Source organism: Vibrio sp. 10N.222.55.A1, from assembly GCF_041473835.1.
Taxonomy (GTDB): domain Bacteria; phylum Pseudomonadota; class Gammaproteobacteria; order Enterobacterales; family Vibrionaceae; genus Vibrio; species Vibrio crassostreae_C.
In genome coordinates this window covers 16,549-33,645 of record NZ_JBFRSX010000023.1, presented here as the reverse complement: position 1 = coordinate 33,645, position 17,097 = coordinate 16,549, and the positions used below count along the sequence as shown (strand labels likewise).

Below are 17,097 nucleotides of genomic sequence, written 5' to 3'. Positions count from 1 at the left end.
ATTTTAGTTGGCGTAATGGTTATTACTCTTGAGCACGATGAAATGATCACTTTGCGTATTATTTACTGTCTCATTAACTCGCGCTTTTAGTTGTGCTTTTGCTCTCTGAGATAAGATATGGAGCGACCAAGCGACTGATATTCACTTTTGCACCAAGGCGAGCCGCTAATAGATACATGCCACCAATTTTTCGGTGCAGGAACAGCGCATCGGCGGGCGGCGTATGCCAATACTCTTGTTCCATGCTCAGAATGGTGCCAGCTTCGCGAAGACGTTGTGCCAAACCACTTGCTTTGAAGTCGTAGTCTTCGTCTACCAACATCGGCTCACAAGCCATCTTCACTAGGCTTAGAATCGCTTGGCGTTGTTCAGGGAGAATTGTCTCGCTAAAGAATCCAATCTGCTCTAACGCTTGATTGAGCCCTTGCTCATCTTTGTTAATGACAGAGGAAAAAGCTAAGCGATAACCCTCGCTAAAGCGGTCACTGTATTCACGGGTTGCTCCAAAATCTAACAAGCCGATTTGTCGGGTGTTTTCAACATAAAGGTAGTTGGCGAAATTAGGGTCGGTTTGCACCATCTTAAAGTCGAACAACTCTCTGAATAGGAGCTCAAGCAGGCTGTGCATCACAAAGTCACGGGTGCTTTGGTCGTAACTTTCTATCTGTTCTATTGAGACGCCCTCAATGAAGTCCATGGCGAGCACGGATTCTGAAGAGACTTGCGGATGAATCTTAGGTACGACGAAGTGCGAATGTTCTTTTAATACGTCATGGTAACGAGTCGCGTAGTCAGCCTCGCGAGCATAGTCTGCTTCATCGTGGAGCTGTTTCTTTGCCTCTTCTAACAAGCCTTTGTAGTCGACCGACTTTGGTATCAAGCCAACAATATTGAGCAGCGTGCCCACGTTATCTACATCACTGTCGATACTTTTTCTAATGCCGGGGTATTGGACTTTGACTGCGAGTTTGTCCCCAGCATCACTATAGGCTTGGTGAACTTGTCCGATAGATGCACTGGCGATCGGTTTAAAATTGAAGGACAGGAATTCGGTTTTCCAATGGTTCCCGAGCGAGCTTTCTAACACTTGATTGAGCTGTTTTGTTGGCAGTGGATCGGCATCGGAGCGCAGGCGAGAGAGAATGTCGGCTAACTCTGGTTCTAAGACATCACCCGCATCCATTGATAGCATCTGTCCTAACTTCATAGCCGCACCGCGCAGGTGTGCGAGTTGATCGGTCAGGCGAGCAATGTTTTGTGGCGTTAACAGTAAGTCTTTTGCTTTGGGCCTGTTGCCTTGTGCAATTTGTTTGGTGCCTTCCGTTAGCACGTTACCCGCGACTCTTGTTGCCAACGAAGCGAACTTACTGAATCTAGAAATTCGATGTGTGGGAAGGTTTCTCTCTTTTGCCGACATAAAGGTTCTCTCTGGGAATCAGGGTTGATACCAATCGTAGTAAATAACTGTTCACCCTAGCTTGTTAAAAATCTCGATAAAGTCGTTAGATTTTTTGATTGTAGAATAACTACTTATCTAAAAAATCCGCCTTGTTCTCAAGCTTTTTTCCTGCGCTATTTCTTGACACTTACCTACTGTGATTGGTATGACTACAAAGTTCTATCAATCATTACACAACCGTATGTTTTGTTGTGCTAACTTGTCGCGTGGAACAGTAAACAGAATTAAAAGGACAAAGCATGAAATTTATTTGGTTGAAAGTGGCCGTTACGGTATTGGTGTTCGCAGCCCTATTTGGCATCGTTTACTACAAAGTCGCCAGCGGCATGTCTTAACTCAACACTATTTTGTGCAGCTGTTACCGTTGCAACGTGATTTTCCGGTTAGCCAAAACGAAATCTTATATCGATTTTTGGCAAACCGTAGATAACACCAATCTGCCATTGGCTTAAAAATCGCCCAACGTAACGGGGCATACAGCCAACCCTTTCCTACTAGCTTCCACGCTTGGTAAGTCACGTCTAAACCGAGCAGCAGCTTTCCGTTTTCGTCCAGTGCATGCAAGATTGTATTGGCTGCCTCGGCATCTATTTGCGGGTAGTTTGAAAACGCTTCACTGTAGATATCGACGGTCTGGATCTGATCTTTGGAATCAGACTTAGTCAGTGCTGCCATCTCTTTTGCACATAATGGACAAGTGCCATCATAAAATATCTTCAGTTGTGTCATTGTTTGTTCGCCTGTGGCTTGCTTAAAAGAACCTTCAGTTGACCGTTAAGTCGGCACCCTTAAGTTCAATCGCTTGTTATTCGATAATCTTAGAATGGCTACGCTATTGTACCTTTTAAAGATCACTCTCCTCGAATCAAAGCTCTAAAGATGTCTTACTTTGACACTTTGTTCACCCTTTCAAGTCCTTGATTATTTGGTCAAATCCCTTGTTTATGGACAAATGATAACAAAACGTCCAATAGAGGTGTGCCTTAAATATATAAACATCAACCAAATCAGATAGTTGAAGTTGGCTTGGAATATGCTCTATCGAACCTACGAATTGCTAAAGGATTTCTCCAATTTGGGCGGGCAGAACATCCTGAAAGCAAAAGTATGAACAAATGGAGAGAGAACATGAAGGTTATAAATTATTTACTCAGTGTGCTTTTGTTGTTTAGTAGCCCCCAGTTGGCGTGGGCTACGGTTGATGTGATGGAACTTGATGGTAATGCGACCAGTGATAATAGTGGTATTGATTGGGACGATGTAAATGATCCCAACAGCATGGTTGGGATTGCAGAATTTTTCCAAAAAGACCGTAATGGTATCGACCAAATTTTTTGGAAGGGGGGATCAAAAGACGATTCCGACATTACGGATTGGGCGTTCCGTACAGCGTCACCACAACCAAAAGATGACTTTACCAATGCGTATGCTGCTGCCTTTGAAAGCGAAGGCGATTTGCTGATTTACTTTGGTGCAGACCGATATGCCAACAATGGTGATATGTATATTGGTTTCTGGTTCTTACAAGACCAAGTAGGATTACCAGATGGACAAACTAAGGGCGACTTTGTTGGGCAGCATGTCAATGGAGACATTCTTGTCTTGATTTCATTTCCTCAGGCGAGTGGCGGTAATCCCTATATAGAAGTGTTTCAGTGGGATTTAAATAATGGCGATGTCACCGACAATATGACGAGAATTTTCCAAACAGACGGTGACCCTAAATCGAATGATTTCGTGGGTGCAAGATGTGGCAGTGGCGCTGTTGGTGTCGATAAGATATGTGCGATTTCAAATGATGATTCTATCGGGGCAATACCGCTACCGAACGTGCAAGGTTGGGACTACCTAGCTAAAACTGGTGAAACAGCGTCAATTCCGACAGAGAGCTTTGTGGAAGGTCGATTAAACTTGTCAGCTCTGTTGAATGATGAGTTTGGTATTGAGGATATTCCTTGCTTCAGTAGCTTCTTAGTCGAGTCACGAGCTTCACGTTCGATTGATGCATCTTTGGCTGACTTCGTTGTCGGTTCATTCAGTTTATGTAGCATCAGTATAGCGGCGACTTGTAACACAACCAGCTTTACGGTTGATGGCATGTTTAACATCGATTACACCGTGACGGTCACCAACACCGGTCCTGGTTCGTTAGGCACCAATGGTGATTACCAAGTGGCCTTTTTATCTGAGTCACCAATATTAGGTGCGCTTCCTGTCGTGGGTAACGGTGATGAAGTGTGGAGTGTCGGTGAGTCATTCTCATTCATGGGTAATTACTTGTCTGTAAATAATGGTGCCGTTGGTGTGATCGATGGTTCAGTAGATCTTGATGGCCTTATCGTGAATGCTCAAGCTCCTGTGGCTTACAATTGTCCGCCAATCGACTTGAGTCCAATGGTTGAGATTTCTAAGGTATGTAATAGCTTCTTAGAGGTTGATAGTGGTCAAGTTGTGCTTAAGAAAACCTATGATGTTGAAATATGTAATACCGGTGATATCCCATTGGCCATTGAATCGCTGGTGGATTCTAAGGATGACTCTTTGAGCCGTTCTGACTTACCTACCGAAGTCGTCAACAGCAGTTATTACCTCGACTTCGCTTTACCTTGTGATGATCTTGAGGATGTGACCACGTGTGGTGCTGGTAATATATGTAGCGTATTAAGTGCCGATCCTGAGTTGTTTGCTTGTAAAACGGGTGAAGGAGAGTGGATACCGAACTTTGGTGATGCGATTGGTCAAGTGTGTACACAAGTAAGCAAAACTTATGCGCCAAATGTGTTACCAACTGGAGTAGACGGAATGCTATCGAATCAAGTGACAGCAACGTTTGACTCGCTGTTCTTGCAAGAAGCATTTATGGAAACATCGAACATTGCAACCTGTGATGTTTGTCCATTTACTGTTCCTGAGCCATAAGTACTTTCATTAACTGAGTACAACTAAACTCTAAAGCAGCCTAGTTCGTTAGGCTGCTTTTTTTAGTTAGGTAATTAACTAACTAGGCGACTTAAATTACTATCTGATGTTTTTTGATCAGCTTGTACAAGGTTGTCCGAGAAATAGACAACGCTTTAGCAGATTGGGAAATATTGTAATGGTGTTGCTGAATCACTCGACGGACATTTTTTGAAGAAAGTCGAGTGTCACTCTCAGTGGCGAGCGATGCACCTTTCAATTGAATTCCCATGTGATGAGTAGAAAGGGCGCTTGAGTTAGAAAGAACAATCGCTCTTTTTATGCAGTTGAATAACTCCCTGACATTGCCCGGCCAATGGTACTGTTTCATTTGCTCAAGGGTGTCACTAGGCAGTTTGATTTTGGATGCGTAATTGTGTTTTAGTTCAAATCGAATCAAATCTTCAATGTCTTCTTTATGATCATTGAGTGGCACTAGATCCAATGGAAGTACATTGATCCGATGAAAGAGATCCTTTCGAAATTTACCCGCCGCGACGGCTTGTTCTATGTTGACGTTGGTGGCGAAAATTACACGGCAATCTACAGTTAGTTGGTTGTTACTGCCTAATCGCTCTATCAAGTTATTTTCTAGAAAGTGGAGCAGGTAAGTTTGCAGCGACAGTTCCAGGTCGCCGATCTCATCGAGAAATAGTGTGCCACCATTCGCTCTTTCTACATGTCCGACGTAGCGCTTGTTTGCTCCCGTGAACGAGCCCTTTTCAAAGCCAAACAACTCGGAGTGAACCAGTGACTGTGGTATTGCGCCACAATTTACAGCGATAAACGGTTTCTGACAGCGGGCTGAGGCCTCATGTATTAAACGTGCACAGAGGCTTTTTCCTGTACCTGTTTCCCCTTGAATCAGTACTGGGAAATCGTTGTTAGCGATCTTAGTTATTTTCTTTTTAAGTTGTTGGATGGTGCTGGATTTCCCCACCAATTGATATTCATGGCATGAAGCAGGCTTAGGTTTGTTCTGTTTGGTGTCTACCATGCCATACGCATGCCCTAAATTTCGACAAAGCCACTCTGTATCAATTGGTAGGTGGTAATAATCCCAATAGGTTTGCTTAATGAGCGATAAGTTTCGGCTTGGTGGTTGTTTGAAGATAGCGATTGCTTTTAAACTTGGAAAGCGTGCCTTCAACGTTGATATTTGCTCACATTGCTTGTCGATCGAGGATGATGTTAGACAGGAAACGACAATTGGTGCGCAGCAGTGGCTGTGGGAATTGAGCAAGTGAATGGCTTGTTCGGTCGTTTCTGCAATTTGAGCTTTCCAGTTATGGAGGCGCAGTTCTCCCGCCCACTGATTATGGTGCAGGCATGTTGAGTTACATAGCAGAACCACAGAACGAATTTTAGGTTCAGGTGATACTCTCGCTGATGGCATTGTGCTCACTCTTCATGTTTCGACTCCATGATGAAACCTACAGTAAGCCCCCTAAATATCCCATAAGCTTAGAAGAGTTTAATTAATTCGACTACACAAATTTGACGAATTTGAACTAACAAATGGCGTTGTCTTAAGCAGGAAGGCCAATCAGGTGCTTTACTTACTGATATTTGTGCTTATTAATTAAAGGTATTCACGAATATCGTGTTTTTACTGTTTTATTTATTGATGAGCACACAGTAAACTCCGCGCTAATCACTAACGATAAAGAGCTGATATTGATGATAATTAACGTAGCAAAAAAGTTCATTTTAGCAGCGTCTGCGCTAGTTCTAGGTGGTTGTGTCAGCTACAGCGTTACTGAACAAGAAATGACGAACTACCTGCAAGATTCGGTGATGTTAGAACAAGAAGTCGGTGTGCAAAACGTTATGTATGCGCAAGTGGCGGTTGATGACTTAGCGGTGCAAATTGGTCGAGCTGATGCCGAGCGTGTGTCTGTTCTGGCGAATACCAATGCAAAGATTCAAGTGTTTAACATGCCAAACATGGGGCTAGATCTGGATATCGAATTCAGCGCGATTCCCGAATACGACAAAGAGAGTGGTGAGGTGTATCTAAAGTCGCTGCGACTAGAGCGCTTTGAGGAAAAGGGAAAGCAGCTTTCTCCTGAGATAGAGAAGTTACTTAAGCCTGCCGTTTCTATGATTGGCTTTGCTTTGTCTCAGTCACCGGTTTACAAATTGGACAGCAACAAGGTTCAAGAGTCATTGATCAAGTCATCGGAACCTAATCTAGTGATTAAAGACAACAAGTTAGTCATCGAGTTATTTGATTAACCCTTCCCGTTTAGCTGACACTCAGATTTAAAACACAATGGCTGCCGATTTGGTGGCCATTTTTGTTCGTGTTGAATCAGCAAGATTTCTGTTTTGAGGCTGTCCATTAAGCTTGTTTTCTATGGTTCATTTATTGAATTCGCCGCGTATCTCACCTTTACTTTACTCTTGTGAGCAAGTCATCGCTTCAGTCATCAAATCATAAAAAAGAAAAGGTGAGCGAACTATGAAGAATCCAGTAATAGCGGATAACAAACCCGTTAAGGTCGAGCTAACCGAAGGCGAGGAGTATTACTTCTGTACCTGTGGCAAATCGAAAAACCAACCGTTTTGTGATGGTTCTCATGCAGGAACGGGCTTCAAACCAAAGAGTTTCGTGGCCGAGGAAACCGGCGACGCTTACCTGTGCCGCTGTAAGTATTCGAACAACCTCCCTTTTTGCGATGGTACACATAAACAGTTCACAGCGGAACAAGTTGGGCAAGAAGGCCCGGAGGTTCACATTCAAGCGGCTGCGCCAGATTTGTCGCCAGCTGCGAGCGCAACCAAAGAAGAACCTACCGTCGAGTTTATTCATCAACTGGCGCGTGATGGTTTATCCAAGGTTGGACATCATGGGCCAATGACCTCCATGGGCGTTCCAAGACATCTATTGCCTCACTGGGACGATATTCAAGTGATGGTCGCGCAAATGGCCACCAAGCCTTTGCTGGAGAATGTGCCCGTTGGAACTGAACTGATTATTGGCCCCAAAGCGAAGAAGCCACTCAAATTGGACATCTCTTTGTTTGTGTCTGATATGAGTTTTGGCTCGCTATCTGAAGAAGCAAAAGTCTCATTGGCGAAAGGTGCCGAACTCGCAGGGACGGGTATCTGCTCCGGTGAGGGCGGTATGTTACCCGAAGAGCAAGCGGCGAACTCTCGCTACTTTTATGAATTAGCCAGTGCTCAGTTTGGTTACGATGAAGCTAAGCTCAAAAACGTTCAAGCCTTCCACTTTAAAGGCGGGCAGGGTGCCAAAACCGGAACGGGCGGGCACTTACCGGGCGCGAAGAACATAGGTAAGATTGCAGAAGTACGTGGCATTGAAGCGGGTACGGCAGCGATTTCTCCGCCCACCTTTGTTGACCTTAAAACAGTCGAGGATTTCAAAAAGTTCGCCGACCGAGTTAGAGAGGTGACGGGCGGTATCCCAATAGGCTTTAAGCTAAGTGCTAACCATATAGAGGAAGACATTCAGTTCGCATTAGATGCCAGTGCCGATTACATCATCTTGGATGGGCGTGGCGGCGGTACAGGGGCGGCGCCAGAAATGTTCCGAGACCATATCAGTGTGCCAACTATTCCAGCGCTTGCTCGTGCCAGAGCCTATCTAGACAAGCAAGGTGTCAGTGACAGAGTAACATTGATCATCACGGGCGGTTTGCGCGTACCGATGGACTTTGTGAAAGCAATGGCGCTTGGTGCTGATGGTGTCGCTATCTCGAACAGTGCCATGCAGTCGATAGGTTGTGTTGCCGCCCGAATGTGTAATACCAATAATTGCCCAGCGGGTATCGCGACTCAAAAAGCCGATTTACGCCAACGGTTAAATGTTGAGAAGGCATCGAATCAATTGAAGAACTTTTTCGAAGCTTCGACTGAATTGATGCAAGTGATGGCGAGAGCTTGTGGTCATGATCATCTGAATCAGTTTAACCCTCACGATTTGGCAACATGGAATCGCGAAATGGCCGAGCTATCCGGTGTCGCTTACTCTGGTGTCTGTCCATTAAATCACTTTAAGTAAATAATACTTCGATAAAGCACACTCAATGTATTTTGGGTGTGCTGACTTTTTCCTGTGTAATGCCAACCTATGTTAAACCTTTCATAATCAACTGCTTTATAAGTGTTTTTAAACTATTTCCTATATTTTGAAAATATCGCTTTACCTCAAGTTAACTTGAGGTTTTATCATCATCCCCAATCTAAAAACACAATCTATCACCTTGTCGCCTAGTGCAGGTTTTGATGTTATCAAACAGACGTTACGAATCTTCAGTTATGAATTTTGAGCTCCGTAATTGAAGTCATGAGTGCAAAAAGGTGAGAAAAATGAACAAGGATCAACAATGAAAGTATTAGCGATTGGCGCGACCAACAGTACAACATCAATTAATCAACAACTTGCAGCGTACACCGCAGGTTTAGTCGAAGGCGCGCAAGTCGAGGTGCTCGACCTTAATGATTTCGAGATGCCAATTTACAGCGAGAAAAGAGAGCAAGATTCAGGTGTTCATCAACACGCTCAACGCTTTTTTAGCAAGATTGGCGAAGCAGATGCTGTGGTCATCTCTTTTGCAGAGTATAACGGCTCATACACCGTAGCCTTTAAGAATGTGTTTGATTGGACATCACGAATCGACATGAAAGTGTACCAAGGCAAACCTGTTGTGATGCTCTCCACATCACCAGGCCCAGGCGGCGCAAACTCTGTGTTGTCGTCTGCGGTAAATTCGGCACCTTACTTTGATGCAGATGTGAAGGGGTCGATGTCGGTGCCAAGTTTCTACGACAACTTTAATGTAGAAACGGGTGAGATCATCAATGCCGAAATGGCCGAGAGCCTGAAATCGATCATGAGTCAGATTTAGAGAGCGAGAACACCACAATAAAACAAAGCAGCCATGTTCACGATTGCTTTTCATTGCGCCCGTTGTCAAAGTTTAAGGACATTAATTGGTTAAGGTAACAATAGGTCGCTACTCTAAAGTTAAAGTAAGCTTTAAATATTTATGATCTCAAGGATAGTGTCGTAATGAGAAACATCGTATACCTCACCATAGGCCAGTTGGCTGAGCGCAGTGGCGTGGCTCCTTCGGCGTTACGTTTTTACGAAACCAAGGGGTTGATTGCTTCGATTCGTACTAACGGAAATCAGCGCCGTTATCAGTCGGCGATGTTGAGACGAATTGCGTTGATCCAAGTCGCGCAGTCGATAGGCTTCACGCTGGAAGAGATCACCGAAGAATTATCGACACTGCCGATGAACCATACCGCGACTAAGCGAGATTGGGAGCGCGTTGCTAAGAAGTGGCAGGGGCAACTCGACAGTAAAATGGCGCAGATTAAATCGCTACAAGAGAACTTAACCGGCTGTATCGGTTGCGGATGCTTGAGTATGCAAAAGTGCAACTTGCTAAATCCTGATGATATCTTGCATGACCAAGGGCAGGGCGCACAACGAATTGTTGAACAGACTAACTGAGTTCCCGAAAGGCATGGAACAGCGAACTAAGTTTCAGGTGTTTGCTCAATGGGTTAAGCAACAGTTGTGACCGAATAGCGTGCCTAGACAAACACGAATTATAGGTCTAGTTTAGATGGTTCTTTCAATAAAAGAAGAGGTTAGTTATGTTCAGCCATGTTTTTCTCGGTACCGATGATATTGAACGCGCGAAGGCTTTTTATGACCCAATCATGAAAGTGCTTGGTTATAGCGAAGGCTCTGTTGATCCCAAAGGGCGCTGTGTTTACGTTAGCCAAACGGGTGTGTTGGGCTTAACGAAGCCGATTGATGGTCAGCCTGCGACTCACGGCAACGGTATGACGGTGGGTTTTCTTGCGTCTTCTCCTGAAGTTGTAGATGAGTGGCATCGAGTTGGCGTCGAAAATGGCGGTACCAGCATTGAAAATGGCCCCGGAGCGAGAGGTTCTGACGAGCGTCGCTTGTACATGGCTTATTTGCGAGATCCTGATGGAAACAAGATTTGTGCAACGCACTTTATGCCGTAGTTTACGTTATGCCATCGTTCATTTTATGCCACAGTGGCGTATACTTAGATCATATTGATGGTTCGGAGTTGGCTAAGTTGCGGCTCTGGACTTGTTAGCTTCCCGATAACTCAAAATTTTGCAAAGGACTGGCTAGATGAAACCGAACGAACTGTTTTATGAAAGTTTTGAGCGCTGCCGGATTGACCAAGAATTTCTCGAAACGTTTTTGGCGGATTTTTGCGAGCATAATCCAAGATTTTCAGAACGTTTTGAAAATATAGGGTTAGAGCAACAAACCAAGATGCTTAAAGCCTCGATCATTCTTATCTATAACTCTGCGGGTCTGCCGAGCGTACGAAACTCGGTAAAAAAGCTTGGGAAGCGACATAAAGATTTAGGGCTAGATATTTCCGAAATTGAGCTCAACGAGTGGTTTAATTCGTTACTTAATACGGTTAAAAAATACGATCCTCACTATGATGAAAGCGTTGAACAAGCTTGGACAGAAACTCTCGAAGCTGGCTTAACTATCATGAAGAAAGAGTGCGTAGTTCCAAACACTGTGAATAACTAGGTCGTTGATGGGTAGTTTTGCTTGTTCGTTAGTTAAAACCGGCATTAACTCTTGAAAGATTGACATTGTCAGGTAAGCCTAACGATATCAGGCTTACCTCTTATTGTTTGACTAGAAATGAGCAGCCCAACCAATCAGGAACCCTTGCGATGCGGTATCGTATTCAAAGGTCCCCTTGTTTTCGTAATCAACCCAGGTCGATTTGTAGGCAACATTTAAGTCAGACCAACTGTTTATCTGGTATCGCACGCCAGTTAACAGAGATGAGGTAAAGTTGGTGTCACTACCAAGCCCTGCATCAATGGTTGCGTGAAACTTCCAATCCTTATTGATCTGCGTTATCCATCTCACACCTATTTGGTACTGTCCATCACGCGGTCACGTTTGGACGCACCTGTCACCTGAATACGAAGCGATGCTCGGTCAAAACGGTTGGGGACTCCAAGAAGTGGTCATGAAAGATCTTGATGATCACGTCGGTGAGATGATGGCGAAGATGGAAGAACTCGGTATTGCTGACAACACCATCATCATTTTCACTGCCGATAACGGCCCAGAGATCATGACTTGGCCAGATGGCGGTATGACACCTTATCACGGTGAGAAAGGCACAACTTGGGAAGGTGGCGTAAGAGCCCCTGCATTGGTTAGCTGGCCGGGTAAAATCCCAGCGGGTACTGTAGGCAATGGCATCTTTGATGGTATGGATTGGTTACCCACTCTTGTCGCTGCGGCTAGTGGTCCAACGGATCTAAAAGAAAAACTGCTAAAAGGTCACGATGGCTTTAAAGCACACCTCGATGGTTATAACCAAGTCGATATGTTGACGGAAAAAGGTGAGTCGAATCGTAAAGAGATTTACTACTACGAACGAGATAAGCTACAAGCGGTTCGAGTAGGAGATTGGAAGGCGCACTTCATCGTGCAAAATCACGGTTGGAGTGGTCCTAAAGAAGAGCTAAACGCCCCATTACTGTTTAACTTGCGCCGTGACCCGTATGAGCGAGCGGCCGAAGAATCGGGCATGTACTTGAAGTGGATGGGACAAAAAATGTGGGCATTTGGCCCTGCTCAAGCTGCTATTCAACAACACTTAGCAACCTTCGAAGAGTGGCCTCCAGTGACGCCTGACTCTCCGGCAGAGAAGACCGGTGGTGTGGGGAATTAGCGTACACTCACTTCCAGAACCTAAATAAACAAAGCTCAGCCCCTAAGTTTTAGAAACCTAGGGTGTTGGGCTTTTGTTTTGCTAAAAGAAAAAGGCTATCAGAAGAAGTGAACTAGTCCTCAAGAGGAAGCTGATAGCTGTTTTTCAACTCTTTTACTGAGATGTTCGACTGAATCGCACTCACGCCTTTGACTCTTCTGATCGAGCTAATACGCTCAAAGTACTCTTCCAAATCTTTCGCCAACACTTGCACCATGTAATCGGCGCCGCCTGCAATGCAGTGACACATAGGAATCCAATCGGTTACCGCGACAAATTCTTCGAATGGTTCTGTGTTTTCAACTTCATGGTTACCCAAGGTCACAAGAGTAAAACCAGCCACATGAAAGCCTAATTTCTTACGATTCAGCTTAGCGGCGTAACCATCGATATAGCCAGTTTCCTCCATGCGTTTCCAACGACGCCAGCATGGGGTTTCGCTGAGGTTGACCTTCTCTGCGAGTTTACTGTTACTCATGCGCCCGTCTTGTTGGATATGTCCTAAGATGGCGATATCTGTGTCATCTAACACTTCTTTGGTGGATTCTTTCTGTTTCATGGCTATTTTGGAAAAGTATTGCTCAAATTTGGGTTAATATTAGCCTATATAGCAATTTAATTCCTAGTCGAATCTGTAAACTCTCTCCCTATAAATACTTTACTTATTAGGAGTGAGAGGAAATGAGCTCTCAATTAATGCTGGCGTTCTTGCTATTTTCAACATCAATTGCAATTACACCTGGGGCAGGCAATATCGCATTACTTGGGATTTCAAGTCGTTATGGGTTTGCTGCGACTTTACCTTTTATCTCTGGAAACGCTGTTGGCATCATCATCGTACTGGCGGGTTCCAGTGTCGGTTTGGTGAGCCTATTTACCCTTTACCCAGAGCTATACAACATTTTGAAATACGTGGGTGCGGCCTATTTGCTGTTCATGGCGTGGTCGATTGCGAATATGCAAATCGAAGAAAGCACCACCGACAATCGCTCGGGCTTTATGTCAGGCGTGCTGGTGCAGGTGTTAAACCCTAAAGGTTGGATTGCTTCATTAACTGTGTTTTCACAGTTCATCACCCCGAACGCGGACTACCTGATTCAAGTGGTGACCATTATCGCGGGTATGGTGATCACGGGTGTACCGTGCATGTTGGTGTGGGCGTATTGCGGCACCATGCTTAAAAAATTGCTTCAATCACCAAAACAGATGATGTTTGTGAACCGTTGCTTGGGTGGAAGTCTCGCGCTTGTTGTTGCTTTCATGCTTTATCAACCGGCATAGTTCAGAAAGAAAAAAACCACTCCTAAATCCATAGGAGTGGTGTCTTAATGTCGACTAAGTCGTTAACAGTAAAGAATTAAGTTAACAAATATTTAAGGAACTTGAGTTAAAAGCTTTTATGCCTAGAAGCTTTTAAGTTTTAAGATTAAGCGGTTTCAGCCTCTTTAACTGGAGCTGAGTTACGGATTAGGTGGTCAAATGCACCTAAACTTGCTTTGGCACCTTCACCCATCGCGATGATGATCTGTTTGTAAGGTACGGTTGTTACGTCACCCGCTGCAAATACACCTTTCATTGATGTTGCACCATGAGCGTTAATCTCAATCTCACCGCGTGGTGATAGTTCTACCTTCGTTCCCTTCAACCATTCGCTGTTTGGCATTAGGCCGATTTGAACAAAGATACCCGCGAGTTCAATCTGTTTCAGCTCATCGGTGTTGCGGTCTTTGTATTCCAGACCGGTTACGCGGTTGCCATCACCCAACACTTGTGTCGTTTGAGCCATCTTAATGATTTCGATGTTTGGCGTTGCGTTCGCTTTGTCGATAAGTACTTGGTCAGCGCGTAGCGTGTCTGCAAATTCAAGTACGGTTACGTGTTCCACGATACCTGCTAGGTCAATAGCGGCTTCAATACCTGAGTTACCGCCACCGATAACCGCTGTTTTCTTACCTTTGAACAGTGGGCCGTCACAGTGTGGGCAGTAAGCAACGCCTTTGTTGCGGTACTCTTGCTCGCCTGGAACGTTCATTTCACGCCAGCGTGCACCCGTACTTGTGATGACAGTGCGAGCTCGCAGTGTTGCGCCGCTCTCTAGCTCAACGTGGATGTAGCCATCTTCCGTGTCTTCTGCAGCAATGATGTTGGCAGCGCGCTGCTCAGTCATTACTTCAACACCGTACTCTTTTACGTGCTCTTCTAGGCTAGCCACTAGCTTAGGGCCGGTGGTTGCTTTCACTGAGATAAAGTTCTCAATCGCCATTGTATCCATGACTTGGCCACCGAATCGGTCTGCAACCACGCCAGTACGTATACCTTTACGTGCTGCATAAATTGCTGCTGAAGAACCAGCAGGGCCACCACCGACAACTAATACATCAAATGGTGCTTGTTGATTTAGGTTTGCCGCTTTCTTTTCTGCTGCGCCTGAGTCAACTTTGTTAAGGATTTCTGCCAATGACATACGGCCTTGACCAAATAGCTCACCGTTAATAAACACGCTTGGTACCGCCATGATGTCGCGAGACTTCACTTCTTCTTGGAATGCCGCGCCATCGATCATCGTTGTCTTAACCAGAGGGTTAATCGCCGACATCATGTTGAATGCCTGAACTACTTCTGGACAGTTTTGGCACGATAGTGAGATGAAGATTTCTACATTCAGCTCTTGATCTAATTCTTTAATTTGTTCGATTACGTCAGCTTCAAGCTTGATTGGGTGACCACCACTGTGAAGCAGTGCCAGTACAAGGGATGTAAACTCGTGACCCATTGGTAAACCCGCGAAACCGATCGCAGTGCCTTTCTCTTGGTTCACGACCTGCATGATAGGGCTGCGAGTGTTTGCGCTATCATCGCGAGTTACTTCAATTTTATCTGTGAGAGAGGCGATATCATTCGCTAGGTCTTGAAGTTTGTTTGCGGTATCGCTGTCATCAAGGCTCAGCACTAACTGAACATTGGTTTTTAGGTTTTCTAGGTATGCTTTTAGCTGCTGCTTCATTGCTTGATCTAACATAATCGTGCCTGCTCTTAAATTCTGTGTCTTGGTATTGACCAATACCTTCTTGCTGAAAAAGGAAAATAAAAAGGGGGCGCAAGTCGGAAAATATTGTGGTGTTGATGTTTTGAAAGGGTGGCGCGCGACTGCCCTTTAGGAGGGGGGCCGAAGCGCGCCTGTAGAACCATTTTATTTGTTCTTTTTAGCTATTCTTGTTAGCTAAGCTTAGATTAAATCTTACCTACTAGGTCTAGAGATGGTGCTAGAGTCTCTTCGCCTTCTTTCCATTTAGCTGGGCAAACTTCACCTGGGTTAGCGGCTACGTATTGTGCTGCTTTAACCTTGCGTAGTAGGTCTTCTGCGTCACGGCCGATACCTTCAGCAGTAATTTCCATTGCTTGGATAACGCCTTCTGGGTCGATTAGGAACGTAGCACGGTCTGCTAGGCCTTGACCTTCACGCATAACGTTGAAGTTATTTGTGATGTTGCCTGTTTGGTCACCTACCATGAAGTATTCGATAGTGCCGATTTTGTCAGAAGTATCGTGCCATGCTTTGTGAGAGAAGTGAGTGTCAGTTGATACTGAGTAAACTTCTACGCCGCGAGATTGTAGCTCTGCGTATTTGTCTTGTAGGTCAACTAGCTCAGTTGGACATACAAATGTGAAGTCTGCTGGGTAGAAGAAGAATACAGCCCACTTGCCTTTAACGTCTTGCTCAGTGATTTCTACGAATTCGCCGTTTTTGAATGCTGTTGCGTTGAATGGTTTGATTTCTGTGTTGATCATGATTTGACTCTCTTTCTAATTTGTAGTGTTTAACGCTATCCCGCGTCGATGTAGATATATTGCATTGCCACCGAAAATTAGTGAAATCGGACATTTCTATAGATTCAATAGGCGAATCCTATCTTTGAAAGGAAAGGACTATCGGTAAAAGCTATCAACAAAAACTATTAACAAAAGCCATCAAACATCAGCCCCCCCAATTTGAGTAGCTATGCTTTTTAGGTTGCTCTCTATTTAGGTAAGGGGAAGTACGGTTTCTTTACGCGAGTTGAGTTGTTATACCAAATTGTAAATAACAAAAAATTATCATTAATATAATTTATGATAATTTCAGTTAATCGTCGTATCTCCATATACTCTCTCCATCGAAACGAAACACCGAAGCTAATCTTCGGAAAGCACAGAATTAAAAACGAATTTGGAGCAAGTTATGAAAATGAATCACGTAGGCATCATGGTAGGCGACATGGACCAAGCAGTAGAGTTTTACACTAAGGCTCTGGGTCTAAGAATCGTAATGAACAACACTAAGGTTATGGAAGAGCGCGAATCAGCAATCGGCCGTATGTGTATCGCAGTATTTGGCGAAGGCTTTAAAGGCTTCAACATTGCACACTTAGTAACATCTGATGGTATCGGTGTTGAGCTGTTCGAAATGAAAGATCGCCAAGAGCGCCACGAAGTAGACTTCTCTCGCCTAGGCATTTTCCACTTCTGTCTACAGCTTCCAAAAGAGCAGTTTCATTCAGCTATCAAGCGCGTTGAAGAGTTTGGCGGTAAGGTCCGTATGGACATCATGCGTTACCACCCAGAAGACGAACTAAAACAAGCACAAATGGTTTACCTAGAAGACCCGTTTGGCAACCTGTTCGAATTCTACTCGCACACATACGAAGACACTTACGTGACTGACTACGAGTAATAGTGTTATCTACCTGTCATAAGGTAGAAAACCGAAACACCCCCTAAAGAGGATTGGTAGAGATACCAATCCTTTTTTTGTGTCTGCGATATTGAGTGGAAGGTTACGGATAAACCTGGTCAAAGGAGTGCTTTGTGCTCTTCGTTGCACTAAAACAAGCCGACAGTGTTGCTCTATAGTGCAGCACTGGC

Annotated in this window: 15 protein-coding genes and 2 pseudogenes; 10 read left to right on the top strand and 7 right to left on the bottom strand. The window is 44.6% G+C overall.

Annotated elements, in window-relative coordinates; all coding sequences use genetic code 11:
- Positions 1-73: 73 nt before the first annotated feature.
- Together AB4493_RS07525 and AB4493_RS07520 are read right to left on the bottom strand one after the other, a co-directional pair.
- Positions 74-1,417 carry an ABC1 kinase family protein gene (locus tag AB4493_RS07525; RefSeq protein ID WP_372154743.1) on the bottom strand — a complete coding sequence of 448 codons (1,344 nt, stop codon included), beginning with the start codon at positions 1,415-1,417 and terminating at the stop codon, positions 74-76.
- A 384-nt stretch (positions 1,418-1,801) separates the two neighbouring features.
- Positions 1,802-2,188 (bottom strand): thiol-disulfide oxidoreductase DCC family protein, encoded by a 387-nt coding sequence (locus AB4493_RS07520; RefSeq protein ID WP_136974207.1) that lies wholly within the window; start codon positions 2,186-2,188, stop codon positions 1,802-1,804.
- 399 nt (positions 2,189-2,587) lie between these two features.
- Between AB4493_RS07520 and AB4493_RS07515 the strand changes: the two genes are divergently transcribed.
- The gene (locus AB4493_RS07515; RefSeq protein ID WP_136974206.1) at positions 2,588-4,378 is read left to right on the top strand and encodes a hypothetical protein; all 1,791 of its coding nucleotides are present in this window, start codon (positions 2,588-2,590) and stop codon (positions 4,376-4,378) included.
- A 91-nt stretch (positions 4,379-4,469) separates the two neighbouring features.
- Here AB4493_RS07515 and AB4493_RS07510 read toward each other — a convergent pair whose 3' ends face one another.
- Positions 4,470-5,813 (bottom strand): sigma-54-dependent Fis family transcriptional regulator, encoded by a 1,344-nt coding sequence (locus tag AB4493_RS07510; protein WP_136974205.1) that lies wholly within the window; start codon positions 5,811-5,813, stop codon positions 4,470-4,472.
- Between the two features lie 284 nt (positions 5,814-6,097).
- Here AB4493_RS07510 and AB4493_RS07505 point away from each other — a divergent pair, with 284 nt between their 5' ends.
- The 6 genes from AB4493_RS07505 (at position 6,098) to AB4493_RS07480 (ending at position 10,988) form a co-directional block, all read left to right on the top strand.
- A complete protein-coding gene (locus tag AB4493_RS07505) occupies positions 6,098-6,655 on the top strand; it encodes a DUF1439 domain-containing protein (protein WP_372122026.1) in 558 nt (185 codons plus the stop codon).
- Positions 6,656-6,881: 226 nt separating this feature from the next.
- Positions 6,882-8,444, top strand: coding sequence for a glutamate synthase-related protein (locus tag AB4493_RS07500; RefSeq protein ID WP_372154742.1), 1,563 nt, complete (start codon positions 6,882-6,884; stop codon positions 8,442-8,444).
- A 325-nt stretch (positions 8,445-8,769) separates the two neighbouring features.
- Complete coding sequence (locus AB4493_RS07495; RefSeq protein WP_229648047.1) at positions 8,770-9,291, top strand: NADPH-dependent FMN reductase; 522 nt, start codon at positions 8,770-8,772, stop codon at positions 9,289-9,291.
- A 164-nt stretch (positions 9,292-9,455) separates the two neighbouring features.
- A complete protein-coding gene (gene soxR, locus AB4493_RS07490) occupies positions 9,456-9,905 on the top strand; it encodes a redox-sensitive transcriptional activator SoxR (RefSeq protein WP_017062186.1) in 450 nt (149 codons plus the stop codon).
- Between the two features lie 146 nt (positions 9,906-10,051).
- Positions 10,052-10,432: a VOC family protein gene (locus tag AB4493_RS07485; protein WP_017062185.1), complete on the top strand. Its 381-nt coding sequence runs from the start codon at positions 10,052-10,054 to the stop codon at positions 10,430-10,432.
- Positions 10,433-10,568: 136 nt separating this feature from the next.
- Positions 10,569-10,988, top strand: a complete 420-nt coding sequence (locus AB4493_RS07480; RefSeq protein WP_017071826.1) for a globin — start codon at positions 10,569-10,571, stop codon at positions 10,986-10,988.
- Between the two features lie 111 nt (positions 10,989-11,099).
- Here AB4493_RS07480 and AB4493_RS07475 read toward each other — a convergent pair.
- A pseudogene (locus AB4493_RS07475) lies at positions 11,100-11,351 on the bottom strand (DUF481 domain-containing protein); the annotation flags it as partial.
- On the opposite strand from AB4493_RS07475, the pseudogene AB4493_RS07470 reads away from it, so the two are divergent.
- Positions 11,347-12,156: pseudogene (locus AB4493_RS07470) on the top strand (sulfatase-like hydrolase/transferase); the annotation flags it as partial. The pseudogenes AB4493_RS07475 and AB4493_RS07470 overlap by 5 nt on opposite strands.
- Before the next feature lie 112 nt (positions 12,157-12,268).
- Here the strand turns inward: AB4493_RS07470 and AB4493_RS07465 are convergent.
- Entirely contained in the window at positions 12,269-12,754 is a 486-nt protein-coding gene (locus tag AB4493_RS07465) for an Lrp/AsnC family transcriptional regulator (RefSeq protein WP_019825927.1), read from the bottom strand.
- A 122-nt stretch (positions 12,755-12,876) separates the two neighbouring features.
- On the opposite strand from AB4493_RS07465, the gene AB4493_RS07460 reads away from it, so the two are divergent.
- Entirely contained in the window at positions 12,877-13,476 is a 600-nt protein-coding gene (locus AB4493_RS07460; RefSeq protein ID WP_102277316.1) for a LysE family translocator, read from the top strand.
- A 145-nt stretch (positions 13,477-13,621) separates the two neighbouring features.
- On the opposite strand, the gene ahpF is transcribed toward AB4493_RS07460, so the two are convergent.
- Both ahpF and ahpC read right to left on the bottom strand, forming a co-directional pair.
- Positions 13,622-15,214: an alkyl hydroperoxide reductase subunit F gene (gene ahpF, locus AB4493_RS07455; protein WP_372154741.1), complete on the bottom strand. Its 1,593-nt coding sequence runs from the start codon at positions 15,212-15,214 to the stop codon at positions 13,622-13,624.
- A 212-nt stretch (positions 15,215-15,426) separates the two neighbouring features.
- Positions 15,427-15,984 carry an alkyl hydroperoxide reductase subunit C gene (gene ahpC / locus AB4493_RS07450; protein ID WP_016798107.1) on the bottom strand — a complete coding sequence of 186 codons (558 nt, stop codon included), beginning with the start codon at positions 15,982-15,984 and terminating at the stop codon, positions 15,427-15,429.
- Between the two features lie 430 nt (positions 15,985-16,414).
- On the opposite strand from ahpC, the gene AB4493_RS07445 reads away from it, so the two are divergent.
- The gene (locus AB4493_RS07445) at positions 16,415-16,906 is read left to right on the top strand and encodes a VOC family protein (RefSeq protein ID WP_372154740.1); all 492 of its coding nucleotides are present in this window, start codon (positions 16,415-16,417) and stop codon (positions 16,904-16,906) included.
- Positions 16,907-17,097: the final 191 nt, after the last annotated feature.